This is a genomic window from Mycobacterium ahvazicum (genome assembly GCF_900176255.2).
GTDB classification, from domain to species: Bacteria; Actinomycetota; Actinomycetes; order Mycobacteriales; family Mycobacteriaceae; genus Mycobacterium; species Mycobacterium ahvazicum.
In genome coordinates this window covers 775942-794048 of record NZ_FXEG02000005.1, presented here as the reverse complement: position 1 = coordinate 794048, position 18107 = coordinate 775942, and the positions used below count along the sequence as shown (strand labels likewise).

General features: G+C 66.7%; 14 protein-coding genes. 7 read left to right on the top strand and 7 right to left on the bottom strand.

The annotated features are described in order from the left end of the window. Positions 1-138: 138 nt before the first annotated feature. A complete protein-coding gene (locus MAAFP003_RS24925; RefSeq protein WP_243394193.1) occupies positions 139-3246 on the bottom strand; it encodes a Kelch repeat-containing protein in 3108 nt (1035 codons plus the stop codon). A 163-nt stretch (positions 3247-3409) separates the two neighbouring features. Here MAAFP003_RS24925 and MAAFP003_RS24920 point away from each other — a divergent pair, with 163 nt between their 5' ends. Further along, entirely contained in the window at positions 3410-4240 is an 831-nt protein-coding gene (locus MAAFP003_RS24920) for an arylamine N-acetyltransferase family protein (protein WP_096290311.1), read from the top strand. A gap of 260 nt (positions 4241-4500) precedes the next feature. Continuing rightward, positions 4501-6324 (top strand): fatty acyl-AMP ligase, encoded by a 1824-nt coding sequence (locus MAAFP003_RS24915; protein ID WP_243394192.1) that lies wholly within the window; start codon positions 4501-4503, stop codon positions 6322-6324. On the opposite strand, the gene MAAFP003_RS24910 is transcribed toward MAAFP003_RS24915, so the two are convergent. From MAAFP003_RS24910 to fadD3, 5 genes are read right to left on the bottom strand one after another with little or no spacing between them, the layout of a single operon-like run. Continuing rightward, positions 6314-7435, bottom strand: coding sequence for a pyridoxal phosphate-dependent aminotransferase (locus MAAFP003_RS24910; protein ID WP_423790955.1), 1122 nt, complete (start codon positions 7433-7435; stop codon positions 6314-6316). The genes MAAFP003_RS24915 and MAAFP003_RS24910 overlap by 11 nt on opposite strands. Positions 7436-7479: 44 nt before the next feature. Beyond that, positions 7480-8430 (bottom strand): acyl-CoA dehydrogenase IpdE2, encoded by a 951-nt coding sequence (gene ipdE2 / locus MAAFP003_RS24905; protein WP_096290308.1) that lies wholly within the window; start codon positions 8428-8430, stop codon positions 7480-7482. 48 nt (positions 8431-8478) lie between these two features. After that, the gene (locus MAAFP003_RS24900) at positions 8479-9414 is read right to left on the bottom strand and encodes an acyl-CoA dehydrogenase family protein (RefSeq protein ID WP_096290307.1); all 936 of its coding nucleotides are present in this window, start codon (positions 9412-9414) and stop codon (positions 8479-8481) included. After that, positions 9411-10556: an acyl-CoA dehydrogenase family protein gene (locus MAAFP003_RS24895; protein WP_096290306.1), complete on the bottom strand. Its 1146-nt coding sequence runs from the start codon at positions 10554-10556 to the stop codon at positions 9411-9413. Before MAAFP003_RS24895 ends, MAAFP003_RS24900 begins: the two co-directional genes overlap by 4 nt. A gap of 12 nt (positions 10557-10568) precedes the next feature. Continuing rightward, positions 10569-12104, bottom strand: coding sequence for a 3-((3aS,4S,7aS)-7a-methyl-1,5-dioxo-octahydro-1H-inden-4-yl)propanoate--CoA ligase FadD3 (fadD3, locus tag MAAFP003_RS24890; RefSeq protein WP_096290305.1), 1536 nt, complete (start codon positions 12102-12104; stop codon positions 10569-10571). 48 nt (positions 12105-12152) lie between these two features. On the opposite strand from fadD3, the gene ipdE1 reads away from it, so the two are divergent. From ipdE1 to MAAFP003_RS24865, 5 genes are all read left to right on the top strand, one after another. After that, positions 12153-13310: an acyl-CoA dehydrogenase IpdE1 gene (gene ipdE1 / locus MAAFP003_RS24885; RefSeq protein ID WP_096290304.1), complete on the top strand. Its 1158-nt coding sequence runs from the start codon at positions 12153-12155 to the stop codon at positions 13308-13310. Between the two features lie 28 nt (positions 13311-13338). After that, complete coding sequence (gene ipdF / locus MAAFP003_RS24880; RefSeq protein ID WP_096290303.1) at positions 13339-14127, top strand: (5R,7aS)-5-hydroxy-7a-methyl-1-oxo-2,3,5,6,7,7a-hexahydro-1H-indene-carboxyl-CoA reductase; 789 nt, start codon at positions 13339-13341, stop codon at positions 14125-14127. Positions 14128-14169: 42 nt separating this feature from the next. Further along, complete coding sequence (kstR2, locus tag MAAFP003_RS24875; RefSeq protein WP_096290302.1) at positions 14170-14772, top strand: TetR family transcriptional regulator KstR2; 603 nt, start codon at positions 14170-14172, stop codon at positions 14770-14772. Positions 14773-14823: 51 nt separating this feature from the next. Then, complete coding sequence (gene fadA6 / locus MAAFP003_RS24870; protein WP_096291395.1) at positions 14824-15984, top strand: steroid 3-ketoacyl-CoA thiolase FadA6; 1161 nt, start codon at positions 14824-14826, stop codon at positions 15982-15984. Between the two features lie 112 nt (positions 15985-16096). After that, entirely contained in the window at positions 16097-17014 is a 918-nt protein-coding gene (locus MAAFP003_RS24865) for a DUF559 domain-containing protein (protein WP_096290301.1), read from the top strand. A 22-nt stretch (positions 17015-17036) separates the two neighbouring features. Here the strand turns inward: MAAFP003_RS24865 and ipdC are convergent, their stop codons facing one another. Next, entirely contained in the window at positions 17037-18107 is a 1071-nt protein-coding gene (ipdC, locus tag MAAFP003_RS24860; protein ID WP_096290300.1) for a (3aS,4S,5R,7aS)-5-hydroxy-7a-methyl-1-oxo-octahydro-1H-indene-4-carboxyl-CoA dehydrogenase, read from the bottom strand.

Sequence of the window (18107 nt, the reverse complement as noted above, 5' to 3'; positions counted from 1 at the left end):
GCGAGCTCAAGAGTATCCCTAGGGGCCTGTTCGGGGACATGATTCGACCATGATCAATCGGCGGAAATCCGTCGGGACCGGCGACGTGGCGTGGCCGAACGCGTGAGACAACGAGCAAAGGCGTCCTGAACAGCCGTACTAGTTGAAATCAAGGGCCTCGACGGTCGCGACGGGACCCTCGTGTGAGGGGCGGTTCGCACCCCCGATGACGTAGACGGTGTTGCCGACCGTGGCCACCACCTCGGCGTGGCGCGGGGTCGGCATCGGCGGCAGCGTCGTCCACTTCCCGGTGGCGATGTCGTACATCTCGCCGACATTCAGCACCCTCGACGGCTCTTCGCCGCCGAGCGCGACGATGCGCCCGTCGATGTAGGTGGCACCGTAGCTGCCGCGCGGTGTCGGCATACCCACCAACTTCGCCCACGTACCCGACCCGAGGTCGAACCGCTCCAGTGCCCCGGAGTTCTGGTCGGGCGAAAGCGACCTGCCGCCGAGCGCGTAGACGTACGCGCCGTCCGAAACCGCGGCCAGGTGTTCGCGCGGGGTCGGCAGGTCGGCGGCGTCCTGCCACGAAGTGCCGTCGAAGATCTCGGTTTGCGGGACGAGCTGCTTGCCGTTCTGCCCGCCGACCACCACCAGTTTGTCTCCGACGACCGCCGCGGCCGGCGCCGCCCTGCCGTGCCGCATCGACGGTAGCTCGACCCAGTTGCCGCCGTGCAGCGCGAATACCTTGTTCGAGCCGTCGGCGATGTTGTCGCCTGTACCGCCGAGGACAACGACCTCGCCGCGGTAGGCCGCCGCCGCCGCGTGGTGCAGCGCGATCGGCAACGCAGGCCCGGGTTCCCAGATTCCGGTGCGTGGCTCGTAGCTCTCAACCGTTTGCAGCGCAACGCCGTTGCGCAGCCCGCCGAGGATCCAGACCTTGTCGTTGAGCACGGCCGAGGCCATCATCAGCCGGGGAGTCGGAGCGTCCGGTAGCGAACGCCACGGCGGTGCCGGCTGGGTCTTGCGGGGCGGCAGTTTGATCATCTCGGCCGAGGTGATCGCCTGCTGGTCCCCGATCGCCGTCGATCCGCCGATTGCATAGACCGACCGCTCCACCGAGGCGACCGCCATGCCGTGCCGTGCGGTCGCCATATCCGGCAGACCGGACCAGGTTCTGGTCGTCAGATCGTAGATGGAGACGCTCTTGAGGACCTGGCCCGACGAAACGCCGCCAAGCGCCACCAGGCTTCCGTCCGCGACCGTCGCGCCGAGCTCGCTGCGGGCTTTTGGCAACGCGGGCAACGACGTCCACGCTTTCATGCCGATGTCGTATGCCTCGACCGTGGCCAAGTCGGCGCCGTTCGTTCCGCCAAGCGCATACACCAGTTTTCCGTCCGAGGCCGCGGCCAGCAGCTGCCGGGGCGTGGGCAGTGGCGCGCCCAGCGTCCACGCATTGCCGTCGAACACTTCGGTGGTGTTCAGCAGGGCGCCGTTCGCATCGACGCCGCCTGTGACGACGATGCGGTCGCCCACCACCGCTGCCGCGGCGGCGGCCCTGGGCTGCAGCAGGTGCGGCAGCTCGACCCAGTGACCGTTGACCAACCGCCAAACTTGGTCTGCTGCAACGTTTTTACCCTCAGCCGTCGTCCAGCCGCCGAGCACCACCGGGTTGCCCTGCCAGTTGACCGCCATCGCGTGCGAAACCGCGACGGGCAGATCGTCGCCGCGTTTCCATTCGTCGATGGCCGGGTCGTAGCCCTCGTGCCGCGCGGTGACGGTGCCGTCGCTTCGAATTCCGCCGAAAACCCAGATGGTGCCGTCGACTTGTGTCGTCGCCACCGCATAGCGGGCCACCCGCGCATCCGAGATCGGTGTCCACTGCACAGCCGGTTGTGCGGGGTGTGCCGGGGGCTGTTGCGCATTCGAGGCGGTCGTGTGGTTGTCCCCGCCGGACGGCAGTGTGGCATAGACGGTGCCGGCGACCAGCACAGCGACCATGACGGCCGCGCCGGCGGCTAATCCGATGCGGCTGCGCTTCTTTCCCGGCTCCGAGAACCACCCCGCCGCCCGCGACCGCAGCGGAGGCTTTCCACCGGGCGGTCCGGCGGGGCCGGACGAATCGCCTTCCGGAGGTGCCCCGTCGTCGCCGTCCTGGTGCGTCTGCGCAATCTCTGGCTGCACCTCGGCGTCGTAGACGGCGCGCAAGACCGGTGCCGCATCCGAAAACTCGCGCTGGATCACCGATTCCCGGACCCGGGTGGCCGGGGCCGTGGACGGTGCCGGCGCGCCGTCGTCGCCGGAAGCGGGCCCCTCCAATTGGGAGATCTCAACGGCCGCCGCACGTATCGAGTGGCGACCGGAATCGGTGATCGCCATCGCGTCGGCGGGCAAGCCGTTGCTGCGCTGGGCCGCCTGGAACTCGCGGCCCAATTCCGCTGCGGACGAGGGACGGTCCGCGGGGTCCACCTCCATCGCCGCTTCGATTGCAGCGCAGACCGCGTCGGGCACTCCGTTGGCGCGCAAATCGGGGACGGAGGTGGTGCTGATACGCAGGTATTGAGCGACGAGGTCTTCGCTCGCCAGGCGCTCATAGGGGGCAGTTCCGGCGATCAGTGTGTAAATCGTGGCGCCGAGCGAATATACGTCGGAGACCACCGTCGCGGGATTGCCTGCCAACGACTCCGGCGGTGTGTAGTCGATTGTGCCGGAGAAGAACCCGCTCGTGGTTTCATAGCCGCCCTGGATGTGAGCGATCCCGAAGTCGGCCAATTGCGGTTCGCCGTAATCGTTGACGAGCACGTTCGCGGGCTTGATGTCACGGTGCAAAATGCCGGTCTTGTGGGCGGTTTCCAATGCGCCACTCAACTTCACCCCGATTCGCATGGCCTCCGGCCATGGGATTCGACCCTCACGCCGCAGCCGTACCGCCAGGGAATCCTCAGCGCAGTAAGGCATCACGATGTAGGGCTGGCCACTCGAGGTGATGCCGACGCGCAAGATGTTCAGGATGTTCGGGTGCCCCGAGAGCCCACCCATCGCATATCCCTCGCGCAGAAAGCGCTCGCGGCTCTCCTCGTCGAAACTCGCCGGCATCACTTTGATTGCGACCTTGCGGCCCAACGCCGTCTCGTGACAGCGGTAGACCACCCCGGCGCCGCCCTTGCCGACCTGGCGGGCGTTGTCGAATCCGGCGGCGGCCAACTCCTCCGGGATGCCCTTGACGGCCGATGCCGGGCCTTCGGTCTTGGGTGCATCAGCCACGGGCGCCAACCTCCTGCGTAAGTGTGACTCGCGTGCTCAAGCGTAACTAAAAGGGACCTCGCCCGCGCTTCGAGCGGGACGGACTCGGCGAGGTATGAACTTGTTCAAACACCCTCTGTCGCCTTGGGTTTCCTGCGGGTTAACCCTCGGTCAGAATGGAGCCATGACAGTGGATCTGACTGCGTACTTCGACCGGATCAATTACGGCGGTGCGGTCGAACCGACCCTCGAGGTGCTGCAGGGTCTAGTGACCGCTCACACCCAGTCCATCCCGTTCGAGAATCTCGATCCGATGATGGGCGTGCCGGTCGACGATCTGGGTCCAGACGCCCTGATCGACAAGTTGGTGCACCGGCGCCGCGGCGGTTACTGCTACGAGCACAACGGGCTGTTGGGTTACGTGCTGGCCGAAGTCGGCTTTCGGGTACGGCGGTTGACCGGGCGGGTGATCTGGATGCTGGCGCCCGACGCTGCGACGCCTGCGCAGACCCACACCGTGTTAGCCGTAACGTTCCCCGGTTCGCAGGGGTCCTATCTCGTGGACGTCGGCTTCGGCGGCCAGACCCTGACGTCTCCGATTCGCTTCGAAATCGGCAACGTGCAACAAACCGCGCACGAGCCCTACCGGCTGGAGGACCGCGGCGACGGCCTGGTGCTGCAGGCGGAACTGCGCGGCGAATGGCAATCGCTGTACGAATTCACCACCCAGACCCGGCCGCAGATCGATCTGCGGATGGGCAGCTGGTACGTCTCGACAAACCCGGCCTCGCACTTCGTGACCGGCCTGATGGTCGCCCGGGTCAGCGGCGACGCCCGGATCAATCTGTCCGGACGTAACCTGGCCATCCACCGCGACGGCGGGACCGAGAAGATCGTTCTCGACGATGCCGCCGCGGTGGTCGACGCGCTGAGTGACCGGTTCGGCATCAATATCGACGACGTCGGCGAGCGCGGCCGGCTCGAAGCGCGCATCGCCAATATCGTCGGCAATTGAGCGACAAAATCCCCGACGCGTGCCGGGTTTGCAAGAAACGTTTCGCCGGTCGTCGCGGCGACCGAAAAGCGTCCGCCCAAAATGGTCGCCCGGCAAATGAATCCCGACGCCCTGGGCCGTGCCACCAGGCCCCGAGCAGTGACAAAAGCGCCGATAGTAGCCCGATCGTGATCTCCGCCATATCGAACCGGTGCGGCGAATAGCACACGCGCCTATTAATCTGTCCTACCGTGAGTCGGGATCTTTGTTTGGATGATGTTGTGGCCACCTCGGACGATGCGGAACGATTCGCGTCCCCCGAGGTCGCAATCGTCGTACCCGAAGGCCTGACGCTGACGTCGTACTTCGACAAGAACCGCGCCGAGCACGGGGACAGCCCGGCCTACCGTTTCCTTGACTACTCCCACGAACCAGACGGGCGGCCCGTGGTGCTCAGCTGGAACCAGCTGTGGGTCCGGGTGTGCTCGATCGGCGCCCGGCTGCAGCAGGTCACCAAGCCGGGGGACCGGGTGGCGATCCTCGCGCCGCAGGGCCTCGACTACGTCGCGGCGTTCTTCGGCAGCGTCTATGCAGGCAATATCGCCGTGCCGCTGTTCGCGCCGACCATGTCCGGGCATGCCGAGCGGCTGGCCGCGGTGCTGGAAGACGCCCGCCCCGCCGCGGTATTGACCACGACCGCCGCCGCCGAGTCTGTTCGCACGTTCATCCGGACGCTGGCGCCGAACGAGCGCCCGCGGATGATCGCGGTCGACGCGCTGCCGGAGACCCTTGGTGCGATGTTCACCGGCGCAGACCTGCACACCGACGACGTCGCCTACTTGCAGTACACCTCGGGTTCGACCCGGTCACCGGCCGGGGTGGAGATCACCCACCGCTCCGTTTACACCAATGCGATGCAGATGGTCATGTCCGGCGGGCTCGACGTGGATGTGCGCACGGTGAGTTGGTTACCCCTGTTTCACGACATGGGGCTGATGATGATCATGTTCACGGCGTTCTTCGGGGCGCACGTCACGATCATGGATCCGATGGCGTTTCTTCGCCGGCCCTACCGCTGGATCAAGCAGTTGGGCATCGAGTCGGCCTACGGCCGCACCTTCGCGGCGGCGCCGAACTTTGCCTTCGAACTGACGTCCGAGCGTGGATTGCCGCCGGCGGGCGAAACTCTCGACCTCAGCAACGTCGTGTGCATCCTCAACGGATCCGAGCCCGTCACGATGTCGGCCATTGAAAAGTTCACCAACGCGTTTGCTCCCTACGGGCTGCCCGCGAACGCGGTCAAGCCGTCCTACGGGATGGCGGAGGCGACGCTCTCGGTGGCCAGCATCTCGCAGGAGGCCGCGGCGAGCGTGATCTACCTCGACCGCGAACAGCTCGGCGACGGGCGCGCGGTGGTCGTGGAACCCGACGATCCCAACGCGGTCGCCCAGGTGTCCTGCGGGCAGCCGATCCCCGACCAGTGGGCGGTGATCGCCGACCCCGACGGCGCCGAGGTGCCCGACGGCACCGTGGGCGAAATCTGGTTGCAAGGCGTCAACATCGGCCGCGGCTACTTCGGACGCGAGGATGAAACCCGACGGGTGTTCGGCAACAAGCTGCAGTCCCGGCTCAGCAGGGGCAGCCATGCCGAGGGTGCCGCCGACAACGGCTGCTGGCTGGCGACCGGTGATCTCGGGGTCTACCTGGACGGCGAGCTGTACCTGACCGGCCGGATCAAGGACTTGATCATCATCGACGGCCGCAACCATTACCCGTTCGACATCGAGACCACGGTCAGCGAGTCGTCGCCGGCCATTCGTACCGGCTATGTCGCCGCCTTCTCCGTTCCCGCCGAGGCGCTCGGATCCACCGAGGGTGGCTCCGGCGAGCAGCTGGTGATCGTGGCCGAGCGGGCCGCGGGCGCCGGACGTACCGACCTCGGTCAGATCGCAGACGTTGTGCGGGCGGCGATTTCGCGCAACCACCAGGTTCGGATCGCCGACGTGCGGCTCGTGGCCGCCGGCACCATTCCCCGCACTACCAGTGGCAAACTGGCCCGTAGTGCCGCCCGGGCCGAGTACCTCGCCGGTAAGTTCAACCGCTGACCGACAGCCACGGCCCGATTCGGCGCAGGGCTTCCTCGATGTCGCCGGTCGGTCCGGCGAACGACAGCCGGACGAACCTGTTGCCACGCGCGGTATCGAAGTCGATACCGGGAGCAATCGCAACGCCGGTGTCGGCCAACAGTTTTGAACAGAATGCCAGCGAGTCGTCGGTGTAGTCCGAGACGTCGGCGTAGACATAGAACGCACCGTCGGTCGGAGCCAGCCGGTCGATACCGATTCCGCGCAGCCCGTCCAGCAGCAGTGAGCGGTTGACCGCGTAGTGGTGGAGGTTGCCTTCGGCTTCGGCGGTTGCCTGCGGCGTGAACGCGGCGACCGCGGCGAGTTGCGGCAGCACCGGCGGGCAGATGGTGAAGTTGCCGGTCAGGCAGTCCACCGCACGAAGCAGCTCGGGCGGCACCAGCAACCAGCCCAGCCGCCAGCCGGTCATCGCGTAGTACTTGGAAAAGCTATTGACCACCACGGCATTTCGTGAGGTCTGCCAGGCGCTGCTGGTTTGCGGGGCACCCTCGTAGACCAGCCCGTGATAGACCTCGTCGCTGATCAGCCGGACGCCGGAGGAGTCGCACCACGATGCGATTGCCGCCAGCTCTTCGGGCGGTATGACGGTGCCGGTGGGATTGGCCGGACTGGCCACGATGACACCGCGCACCGGAGGGTCGAGTTCGGACAGCATCTGTGCGGTGGGCTGGAATCGGGTCTGGGGACCGCACGGGATTTCCACCACCTCACATCCCAACGCGGACAGGATGTTCCGGTAACACGGGTAGCCGGGGCTGGCCAGCGCGACCCGATCCCCGACATCGAAGCAGGCCAGAAATGCCAGCAGGAACCCGCCTGAGGATCCCGTGGTGACTACCACGGCGTCGGGTTCAACCGAGATACCATGCAGGCGTTGGTAATTCGCCGCGATAGCAGCGCGCAGCTCGGGAATGCCCAGGGCGACGGTGTAGCCCAGCTGGTTGGCCTGCACGGCCGCTGCCGCCGCGGCGCGGACCGGCTCCGGAGCGCCCACGCTGGGTTGCCCCGCCGACAGATTGACCAGATCGCCGTGGCTGCGCTGGCGCTCCGCGGCCGCCAGCCAGACATCCATCACATGGAAGGGCGGGATGCCGGCGCGCAGCGCGACGGAGGCGTTCACGACGTTTCGAGCACCTCGGATTCGAGTTGGCGCAGCACCTCTCGTGGCGAGTCGAGCAGCTGGGCGCTGCCGTGTGCGCGTTTGAAATACAAGTGCATGTCGTGCTCCCAGGTGATCGCGATGCCCCCGTGCAGCTGGATGCCCTCGCTCGTCACAGTACACAGCGCCTCGGTGGCGGCCAGCCGAGCCGTTGCGGCGTTGGTGGGGGTGGGGTCGTCACAGGCTTCGTTCACCACGGCCTTGGCCGCGGCGATCGCGACATACAGATCGGCCATCCGATGCTTGAGGGCCTGGAAGCTGCCGATCGGCCTGCCGAATTGCACCCGGTTCTTGGCGTATTCGACGGTCAGTTCCAGGCAGCGTTCGGCGGCGCCGATCTGCTCGGCCGCCAGCAGGATGGCCGCGGTGTCGGCCAGGCCCGGGTCGGGGCCTAGCGCTACGGTGTCTTCGGGCTGGATTCGGGCCAGCCGCCGGGTGGGGTCCATCGCGGTAACGGGCTGCACGCTGAACCGGGTCCACCGGCTCAGTTCTCCGTCGGCCGCTGCGACCACGACGTCGGCGACGTCGCCGTTGACGACGTAGTCCGCGTCGAACACCAGCGCTCCAATCGAGTCGCCCGCGGCCAGCGCTTCCAGTGTCTGGGCGTCCGGCTCGGGTGCGGCCAGCAGCGCGAGCTCGGCCAGCGTGGTGCCCAGCAACGGGGAGGGTACCAAGGCGCGGCCAAGCTCCTGCAGAACCGTTGCGGCGTCGGCCAATTCGCCGCCGGCCCCGCCCAGCTCCTCGGGTATCACCAGCGCGGCGGCACCCACCTGCTCGCACAGCAGCTGCCACAGCGATTCGTCATAGCCGTGCTCGGCTGCGATCGCGGTCCGCACCGCCGCGGGATTGGCGTGCTTGGTGACCAGCGCAGCGACGGTCTCACGCAGCAGTTCCCGTTCTTCAGTCATGGCGCCGCTCCTCTTCATTGCTGCGCGCTGCATCGTCGCCGGCGCAACTCACAATGCCTCCAACACTCGGCACCGGTGCGCCTCCGGCGTGCCCCAGGCCGACCGCAGCGCCTGCACCCGCAGCAGCCACAGTGACAGGTCGTACTCCTGGGTGAAGCCGATCGCGCCGTGCGTCTGCAACGCCGACCGCGCGGCCAGCAGGCCGGCATCGGACGCCGCGGCTTTCGCCGCGCTCACCTCACGGGGCTCCAACGACAAGGCCGCGCCGTAGACGAGTGGGCGCGCCAGTTCGATCGCGATGTGTACGTCGGCCAGCTTGTGCTTGATCGCCTGATAGGAGCCGATCACCCGGCCGAACTGCGCGCGCTGCTTGGCGTACTCGACGGTGGCATCCAGCAGGGCCTCGGCAGCCCCGACCAACTGCGCCGCAGTTGCCAGTGCGCCGAATTCAAAGGCGCGCTGGATGTCTGCCTGCCAAGTCGCACCGGTTGCCGCCACGTCATACAAGCGCCGGCTGGGGTCCACGGACCGGTGGCATCCCCCCGCGTCCGCTTCGCTGACGCCGTCGCCGGTGGCCAGCAGCACCAGCCCGGCGGCTTGAGCGTCCACCGCGCGCGGGGTGTGCGGCGGCAGCGCGACCGTGGCGATCAGTTCACCGCTGGACAACTCGGCGCTGCGCTGGTCGTCGGCGAGCAAAATCGGTGCCACGGCGATGGATTCGGTGACCGGACCCGGCACACACCAGCGGCCGAGGCGTTCGAGCGCGACCACCAGATCCACCGGGTGGGCGTCGAGGCCGTCGTATTTCTCCGGCACTATCAGTGCGGTGACGCCGAGGTCGGCCAGCTGCTCCCATACCTTGCGGCCGGGTGCGACGTCGCCGTCGGACCACGCGCGTAGCGCGCCGGGCAGGTCCGCCGCACCCAGCGCCGCGTCGATGCTGGCCGCGAAGTCGCGCTGCTGTTCGTCGAGCGCAAATTTCACTTCTTGCCTCCGGACTTTTCGCGCGGCAGGCCCAGCAGCCGCTCGGAGATGATATTGCGCTGAATTTCGTTGGTACCGGCATAGATTGGGCCGCCCAGCGCGAACAGCAAACCATCGGTCCACGGCCCGGCCAGCTCCCCGTCGGCGCCCCGGATGTCCAGCGCCGTCTGGTGAATCGCCACGTCGAGGTCGGACCAGAACACTTTCGTCACCGAGGATTCGGCACCCAGCTCCCCGCCGGCGGCCAGCCGGGTCACCGTGCCGAACGTCTGCAGCCGGTAGGCCTGCGCCTTGATCCAGGCGTCGGCGACTCGATCGGCGAATTCGGTGGGGGAGCCGTTGTCTTTCCACAGCTGCACCAGCCGTTGCGCGGCCGCCAGAAAGCGGGCCGGGCTGCGCAGCGACATGCCGCGTTCGTTGCTGGACGTGCTCATGGCCGCGCTCCAGCCCTCGTTCGGGGTGCCGATGACATCCTCGTCGGGCACGAAGACGTCGTCGAGGAAGATCTCACCGAATCCGGTGTCCCCGCCCAGCTGGACGATGGGCCGCACGGTCACGCCCTTGGCCTTCAGGTCGAACATGAAGTAGGTCAACCCGTTGTGTCGCTGCGCCGAGGGATCGGAACGGAACAGTCCGAAGCCCATCTCGGCGAACGGCGCCCGCGAGCTCCAGATCTTCTGGCCGTTCAGCAGCCAGCCGCCTTCGGTCTTGGTGGCGGTGGACCGCAACGACGCCAGGTCGCTGCCGGATTCGGGCTCCGACCACGCCTGCGCCCAGATCTGTTCGCCGCTGGCCATTTTCGGCAGGATGCGGTCCAACTGCTCTTCGGTGCCATGTGCGAACAACGTCGGTGCCAACATTGAGATGCCGTTGGCGCTGGCGCGACCCGGTGCTCCGGCACGGAAGTACTCTTCCTCGTAGACCACCCAATGCAACAGCGACGCGTCGCGGCCGCCGTACTTCTCCGGCCAGTTGATGACCGACAGGCCTGCGTCGTACAGCACCTTGTCCCAATGACGATGCTGGGCAAAGCCTTCCGCGTTGTCATACGACTCTGTCGGGATCGACTCGGCGTTGGCCGACAGGAAGTCCCGCACCTCGGCCGCAAAGGCCAGGGTCTCTTCGTCCAGTGCTAAGTCCATTTGGAGTCCATTTCAGGTCCATTCTCGCAGTTGTGGTTTGAGCACCTTGCCGCCGGCGTTGCGCGGCAATTCGTCGACGAACCGCACGGACCGTGGTGCCTTGAAGTTCGCCAAATGTTCTCGGGCGTAAGCGATTACTGACTGCTCGTCGAGGTTCGCGCCGGGCCGGGTCACCAGGAATGCCCGGCCGACCTCGCCAAGGCGCTCGTCGGGAACCCCGATCACCGCGACGTCGGCCACCCCGTCCATGCGGGCCAGCACCTGTTCGATCTCGGCGGGATAGACGTTGAATCCGCCGCAGATGTACATGTCCTTGAGGCGGTCGGTGATGCGCAGGTTGCCGTTCGTGTCGAGGACGCCGATGTCGCCGGTGTGCAGCCAGCCGTCGGTGTCGATGGCCGCGGCGGTGGCCTCCGGGTCGTCGAGGTAGCCCAGCATCACGTTCGGCCCCCGCAGTAACACCTCGCCGGATTCACCGGGAGTCGCTGCGTCGATGCGTAGTTCGAAGCCGGCGAATGGGCGGCCACAGGTGGTCGCGACCGTCACCGCATCGTCGTCGGCACGGCAACTGGTGCCCATGCCGTTGGCCTCGGTCAGGCCGTAGGCGGTCAGCACGATGTCGATGTCGAGCTCGGACTGCATGCGTTCCACCAACACAACCGGAACGGTGGCGGCCCCGGTGACGGCGAACCGCAGCGAACTCAGGTCGTAGTCGCCGCGGGCCGGGTGATCGAGCAGAGTTTGGTAAATCGTTGGCGGCCCGGGTAATACGGTGATGCGGTGCTGCTCGATCGCCTGCAGTGCGCGCAGCGGATCGAAGGTCAGATGCGGGATCAGCGTCGCCCCGGTTTGCAGGCACGCCAGGATGCCGGCCTTGTAGCCGAAGTTGTGGAAGAACGGGTTGATGCACAGATAGCGGTCGTCGCTGCTGATCTTGCCGTTGGCTGCCCACGACGCCGACGCCGACAGCGATTGCCGGTGTGCGCACAACACACCTTTGCTGCGGCCGGTGGTACCGGAGGTGAACAGGATGTCGCTGAGGTCGTCGGGCACGACCTCAGCGGCCCGGGCGATCACGGCGTCGGTGTCGGTGCCCTCCTCGATGAACTCGTCCCAATTCCCATCGTCGGCGTCGATCGGAATCCGGACGATGTGGCGCAGCGCGGGCAGTGCGGCACGGTCGAGGCCGGCAACGCGATCGTTGCCGAGGAATTGCCCCATCCCGAACAGCACCGGCGCACCCGTGCGCGCCAGGATGTCGCTGGCCTCGGCGGCGGTGTAGCGGGTGTTCAACGGCACCAGCGCGGCGCCGGCGTGGTGAATCCCCAGACACGCGACCACCCAATGCCAAGTGTTCGGCGACCACACCGCCACCCGATCGCCGTGCTCGACACCCAGCGCGATCAGCGCCGCGGCCGCGCGGTGCACCTCGTCGCGGAGTTCGGTCGCCGTGAAGGACCTGTCCTCGGTGATCAGTGCAACCTGGTCGGGGAATCGGTCGACGAAACGATCCAACGCCGCGGGCACAGTGCGCGGATCGCCAGTCATGGGGATACTCCTAACAAAGCAAGTGCTTGGTAGGTTAGCCTACAGGGCATGCAGGACGTCGAGGAGTTCCGGGCGGAGGTCCGCGGTTGGCTCGCCGACAATCTGGTCGGTGAATTCGCAGCGCTCAAGGGCCTGGGCGGTCCAGGGCGCGAGCACGAAGCATTCGAAGAACGCCGGGCATGGAATCAGCATCTCGCCGCGGCGGGACTGACCTGTCTGGGGTGGCCGGAAGAGCACGGCGGCCGGGGGCTCTCGACCGCGCACCGGGTGGCCTTCTACGAGGAGTACGCCAAGGCCGATGCTCCGGACAAGGTCAACCACTTCGGCGAGGAGCTGCTCGGTCCGACGCTGATCGCGTTTGGCACGCCCGAGCAGCAGCAGCGTTTCCTGCCGCGAATTCTCGACGTGACCGAGCTGTGGTGCCAGGGGTATTCGGAGCCGGGCGCCGGCAGCGACCTGGCCAACGTCGCGACCACCGCCGAGCTCGACGGCTCAGGAGGTGGGGAGTGGGTGATCAACGGCCAGAAGGTGTGGACGTCGCTGGCGCACTGGGCGCAGTGGTGCTTCGTGGTCGCGCGCACCGAGAAGGGTTCCAAGCGGCATGCCGGGCTGTCGTATCTGCTGGTGCCGCTGGACCAGCCGGGCGTGCAAGTGCGTCCGATCATCCAGTTGACCGGAGATTCGGAATTCAACGAGGTTTTCTTCGACGATGCCCGCACCGAGGCAGGCTTGGTGGTGGGCGAGCCGGGTGACGGTTGGCGGGTCGCGATGGGAACGCTGACCTTCGAGCGCGGGGTGTCGACGCTGGGGCAGCAGATCCGTTACGCCCGTGAGCTTTCCAACCTGGCCGAGGTCGCGCAACGCAACGGCGCCGCCGATGATCCGTTCATCCGGCAGCGGCTGACCCGGGCCTGGACCGGCCTGCGGGCCATGCGCAGCTACGCGCTTGCCACGATGGACGTCGAGCAGCCCGGCCAGGACAACGTGTCGAAGTTGTTGTGGGCCAACTGGCATCGCGATCTGGGCGAGCTGGCGATGGACGTCGTCGGCAAGCCGGGCCTCGCCCTGGCGGACGGCGAGTTCGACGAGTGGCAGCGGCTGTTCCTGTTCAGCCGCGCCGACACCATTTACGGCGGATCCAACGAGATTCAGCGCAACATCATCGCCGAGCGGGTGCTCGGCCTACCCCGGGAAGTTCGTGGATGAGCGCTTGCGCGAAGACACAGGAGGAAGCATGAGTCTGGCCGAAGCGCCGAAAGAGATTGCCGGACATGGACTCTTGACCGGAAAGGTCGTCGTCGTGACGGCGGCAGCGGGCACCGGCATCGGCTCGGCGACCGCCCGCCGGGCCTTGGCCGAGGGCGCCGACGTGGTGATCTCCGACCACCACGAACGACGGCTGGGCGAGGCCGCCGAGGAATTGTCGGCGCTGGGCCAGGGTCGGGTCGAGCATGTGGTGTGCGACGTGACGTCGACTGCTCAGGTCGATGCGCTGATCGACTCGGCCACCGCGCGGATGGGGCGCATTGACGTGCTGGTCAACAATGCCGGCCTGGGCGGGCAGACGCCGGTGGCCGACATGACCGACGACGAATGGGACCGTGTCCTGGACGTCACTCTGACCTCGGTGTTCCGCGCCACCCGGGCCGCGTTGCGCTACTTTCGCGACGCGCCGCATGGCGGCGTGATCGTCAACAACGCCAGCGTTCTGGGCTGGCGGGCGCAACACTCGCAGTCACACTATGCGGCCGCGAAGGCGGGCGTGATGGCGCTAACCCGTTGCAGCGCAATCGAAGCCGCCGAATACGATGTCCGTATCAATGCGGTGTCGCCCAGCATCGCGCGGCACAAGTTCCTGGACAAGACGACCTCCTCCGATCTGCTGGACCGGCTGTCGGCCGGCGAGGCGTTCGGACGGGCCGCCGAGCCGTGGGAAGTCGCGGCCACCATCGCGTTCTTAGCCAGCGACTATTCGAGCTACCTCACCGGCGAGGTCATCTCGGTTTCCAGTCAGCACCCGTGATCCCGGGTAGCCAAGCAAGCGCTTGGTTGATATCCTGACCGGGTGGACCGAGTGACCGGTCAGGCGAACAGCCGGCGAGACGAGCTCTTGGAGCTCGCCGCCACCATGTTCGCCGAGCGGGGTCTGCGCGCCACGACCGTGCGCGATATCGCCGACGGTGCCGGCATCTTGTCCGGCAGCCTCTACCACCATTTCTCCTCCAAAGAGGAGATGGTCGACGAGCTGTTGCGCAGCTTCCTGGACTGGTTGTTCGCCCGCTACCAAGAAATCGTCGACAGCGAAACCAATCCGCTGGAGCGACTTAAGGGCCTGTTCATGGCCTCGTTCGAGGCGATCGAGCATCGGCACGCGCAGGTCGTCATCTACCAGGACGAAGCTCAGCGGTTGCTGTCGCAGCCCCGCTTCTCCTACATCGAGGACATGAATCGGCAACAACGCAAGATGTGGGTCGAGTTGCTGAATCAGGGCGTCGACGAGGGCTACTTCCAGCCCGACCTCGACGTCGACCTTGTCTACCGATTTATCCGTGACACCACCTGGGTGTCGGTGCGCTGGTATCAACCCGGCGGCCCGCTCACCGCGGAACAGGTGGGCCAGCAATATCTCGCCATCGTGCTTGGCGGGATCACCAGAGAAGGAGTCTGAACATGGCTCGTGTCGGCGACGATGCGGAACGAAGTGATGAGGAGCGACACCATGGCTGAGGCGTACGTCATCGACGCTGTGCGTACCGCGGTCGGCAAGCGCAACGGTGCACTGGCCGGGATCCATCCCGTCGACCTGGGCGCCCATGCGTGGCGCGGACTGCTCGACCGGGTGGATGTCGACCCCGCCGCCGTCGAGGACGTGATCGCCGGCTGTGTTGACGCCATCGGCGGGCAGGCCGGCAACATCGCCCGGCTCTCGTGGCTGGCCGCCGGCTATCCCGAAGAGGTCCCCGGCGTCACCGTGGACCGGCAGTGCGGCTCCAGCCAGCAGGCGGTTTCCTTTGGCGCACAGGCGATCATGGCGGGTACGGCCGATCTCATCGTGGCCGGCGGCATGCAGAACATGAGCTGGATCCCGATCTCGTCGGCCATGACGGTCGGCGAGCAGTTCGGCTTCACCTCGCCGACCAACGAGTCCAAGCAGTGGCTGCATCGCTACGGCGACCAGGAGATCTCCCAGTTCCGCGGCGCGGAGATGATCGCCGAGAAGTGGAACCTGTCGCGCGAGGAAATGGAGCAGTACTCGCTGACCAGCCACGAGCGCGCCTTCGCGGCGATTCGCAGCGGTCACTTCGACAACGAGATCATCACTGTCGAAACCGAATCCGGGCCGTTCCGGGTCGACGAGGGCCCGCGCGAGTCGTCGCTGGAGAAGATGGCCGGCCTTAAGACCCTGGTCGAGGGTGGCCGGCTGACGGCGGCGATGGCCAGCCAGATCTCCGACGGCGCGAGCGCGGTGCTGCTGGCTTCCGAGCAGGCGGTCAAGGACCACAAGCTCAAGCCCCGCGCCCGCATCCACCACGTCAGCGCCCGTGCGGCCGATCCGGTGTTCATGCTGACCGGCCCCATCCCGGCAACCCGTTACGCGCTGGAAAAGACCGGGCTCTCGATCAGCGACATCGACACGGTCGAGATCAACGAGGCATTCGCACCGGTGGTGATGGCGTGGCTCAAGGAAGTCAAGGCCGATCCGGAAAAGGTCAACCCCAACGGCGGCGCGATCGCCCTCGGTCACCCGCTGGGCGCCACTGGCGCAAAGCTTTTCACCACCATGCTCAACGAGCTCGAGCGCATCGGCGGCCGTTACGGCCTGCAGACCATGTGCGAGGGCGGCGGCACCGCCAACGTCACGATCATCGAGCGCCTGTAACACCGGTCCACCTTCTTCGCCGAGTGTGAATCACTCGACGCGTTGTCGGCGCGTCGCGTCGCAGGATGCACACTCGGTGAAAGTTGTCGGTGGCTGATGCCAGCATGCGGCCATGGAAGAACATCCGTGGCCCTTCCTGGTCTCGGAAGCGCTGGCCGCCAAAGCATTGCCGGAGCGGGCCATGCGTGCGTTGTACGAACCCGTTTACCCCGGGGTCTACGCTCCGGCCGATATCGAGCTGACGGCGGCCCAGCGTGCTTGTGCAGCGTGGTTGTGGTCGCGACGCAGGGCGGTCGTCGCGGGCCACTCGGCGGCCGCGTTGCTCGGCACGAAATGGGTGAGCGCGGCACTCAATGCCGAACTGGTGCATGACAATCGGCGGCCTCCCAGCGGGATTACCGTCCACACGGATTTCCTGGAATCCCACGAAGTGTTCATCGTCGATGGTGTCCCGGTCACTTCACCGGCGCGGACCGCCTTCGATATCGGGCGACGGACCGTCTCGCGACTGCACGCTGTTCAACGGCTCGATGCGCTGATGAATGCGACGGGCGTGGCACAGACTGACATCGAGGCCGTCATCGCCGGGCACCCGGGAGCGCGTGGTCTGACCCGATTGCGCCGAGTAATGCCACTGCTTGACGCAGGCGCGGAATCCCCGCAGGAGACGCGGACTCGGCTGGCGCTGATCGACGCCGGCTTGCCGAAACCGCAAACCCAGATCCGGGTATTCGACAAATTCGGCGACTTCGTCGCCCGCTTGGACATGGGCTACGAGGAGCTTCGCCTCGGCATCGAATACGACGGTCCACAACACTGGACGGACCGCCAGCAGCGCGACCGGGACATCGACCGGTACAGCGCATTACTCGCTCTGGGTTGGACGGTCGTTAGAGCGAGCAGCGATTTACTTCGATACCGCCAGGGCACCTTCGTCGCCCGCGTCGTGGCAGCGATGCACGCCGCCGGGTGGCGCTCCACCGGCCCGAGTGTGAACTGCACGACGCCAAGACGGCGTGTTGCGTCGTGAGGTTCACACTCGGCGTCGGAGGCTACTCCGAGATCAGCCCTGACGCCGATTGCAGGTGCTTGATCGCGTCGCGCACGATCGCCTCGATCAGCTCGGCGCACGATGGTAGGTCTTCGAGAATGCCGGCGACCTGTCCGGACGCCAGCACTCCGGCTTCGGTGTTGCCCTCAACGAGGCCGGCTTTCAACAACATTGGAGTGTTGGCCGCCATCACCACCTGCGCCAGGGTCATTTCCTTGCCGTGACGCATCGCCATGCCGTCTTGGATCATCGACTTCCAGGTCATTCCGGACATGTGCTTGAACTTCGCGGCATTGCGCACGGCGGCGGTCAAACCCCTTATCGGCGTGCCGTTTTCCAGCTTCTCGACCAGCCCGGTGCGCAGCACCCGATGCGGCATGCCGTCGACCCGCGTGGTGACCACGGTGCCGTCCAGGGCCGACTCCAGGTAACGGCGCTTCACCGCTTCGGGAACGGTCGAATCCGAGGTGAGCAGGAACCGGGTGCCCATCGCCACCCCGGCCGCACCGTAGGACAACGCGGCAGCCAGCCCGCGCCCGTCGAAGAAGCCACCCGCCGCGATCACCGGGATACCGGTGCCCTGCACGGCGTCCAGCACCGACGGCAGCAGCAGCGTGGTCGCGACGGGTCCGGTGTGCCCGCCGCCCTCGCCGCCCTGCACGATCATAGCGTCGGCACCCCAGCTCGCGACCTTGCGTGCGTGCTTGGCCGCTCCGATCGACGGAATCACCACCGCCCCGGCCTCTTTCAGGCGGGCGATCAATTCCTGCTTGGGCGCCAGCGCGAACGACGCCACCTTCACGCCCTCGCGGATCATCAGCTCAACCCGGTCGCCTGCATCCGCCGCATCGGCGCGCATGTTCACACCGAACGGCTTGTCGGTGGCGGCCTTGACCTTGCCGATGGCCGTCGCCAACTCGTCCAGTGTCATCGTGGCCGACGCCAAGATGCCGAGCCCGCCGGCATTGGCGGTGGCCGCCACCAGCCGCGCGCCGGCCACCCAGCCCATCCCGGTTTGCACCACTGGGTGCTCGACGCCGACCAGATCGGTCAGCGGCGTGCGCAACTTCAT